We start from the raw sequence: 1,089 nt of genomic DNA on the forward strand, positions 1-1,089 counted from the left end.
GATCGCTGCCATCACCGCACCTTGTTCATGACGACACAGTAGATGTTCCACGCCGCCATCGTAGAGCGCATCGTACACTGGCATGATTGCTCCGCCAGGATAACCAAACACTGTGTCGACACCCTGCGCGCGTAAAGCCTGAACTACCCACTGTGCACCTGTCATGGTTATTCTCCTGTATTCCTGTTGGAACAACAGAATTTTATGCTACTGCTCATAATCTGTTCCTCGCTGATTCGCTGATATTTCGTCTGGTCGAAAAAAAACCCCCGGACCTTACGGTGCGGGGGTTTTTCGAATTCCAGGCTTGATTTTTAAGCCTTTCTTTCTCCAAGCGTAGCCCCGCACGGTGGGTTAATAATCACCACCACGCTAATCACGACTAGGCTAATCACTTGTAGAAGGGCTTTCATGTGTCGTCTGTTTTTTCGTTAGTTCGAAGTAATACCTACAGAGTTACCATAGTTAGCAGGGGATTTACAATAATTTTCATCGGAAAATTTTATGACGCGCGCAGCTGACGTGCGTTATCGCTTTGTAAGTAAAAGGTTATTCGCATTTGTGATAATTATTCATTACGCCCGCGACGCAACCGTTATTTTGCTTTTGCGATCTGGCTGCGAAAATTAATGAACAGGATGAAAAGCGCAGCGATTTTCCTGAATACCGCTTCAGGATGATAGTTTCAGCGGTCGCCGTGTGGATTTTTTTCAGCAAGGATAAAGGCAACAAGGAGCGGTTATGTCTTTATCGAAAGTATTAACACGCGCGGCGCTCGGAGTGCAGGCTCCACTGGTGACGATTGAAGTGCATATCAGCAACGGTCTGCCAGCATTGACACTGGTTGGTCTGCCGGAAACTACCGTCAAAGAAGCCCGCGAACGCGTGCGCAGCGCCATTATCAATAGCGGTTTCACCTTTCCGGCGAAGCGCGTCACCATTAATCTCGCGCCAGCTGATTTACCTAAAGAGGGTGGGCGCTACGACCTGCCGATCGCTATCGCCATTCTCGCGGCCTCAGAGCAGCTGCCAGGCGATAAGCTGGCCCATTATGAGTTCCTGGGTGAGCTGGCGCTAAACGGCGCGCTG

At 49.8% G+C, this 1,089-nt stretch carries 3 protein-coding genes; 1 reads left to right on the plus strand and 2 read right to left on the minus strand.

Annotated elements, in window-relative coordinates; genetic code table 11:
* A partial coding sequence (locus ERD80_RS22245) for a thiamine pyrophosphate-binding protein (RefSeq protein WP_248295892.1) occupies nucleotides 1–165 on the minus strand: 165 nt, incomplete at its 3' end.
* A 149-nt stretch (nucleotides 166–314) separates the two neighbouring features.
* A complete protein-coding gene (gene ilvL, locus ERD80_RS22250) occupies nucleotides 315–413 on the minus strand; it encodes an ilv operon leader peptide (protein WP_071813600.1) in 99 nt (32 codons plus the stop codon).
* A 328-nt stretch (nucleotides 414–741) separates the two neighbouring features.
* On the opposite strand from ilvL, the gene ERD80_RS22255 reads away from it, so the two are divergent.
* Nucleotides 742–1,089: magnesium chelatase domain-containing protein (locus ERD80_RS22255; protein WP_282183396.1), on the plus strand; the 348-nt coding region annotated here is incomplete at its 3' end.

This window comes from Pantoea sp. R102, assembly GCF_004916815.1.
Taxonomy (GTDB): Bacteria; Pseudomonadota; Gammaproteobacteria; order Enterobacterales; family Enterobacteriaceae; genus Pantoea; species Pantoea dispersa.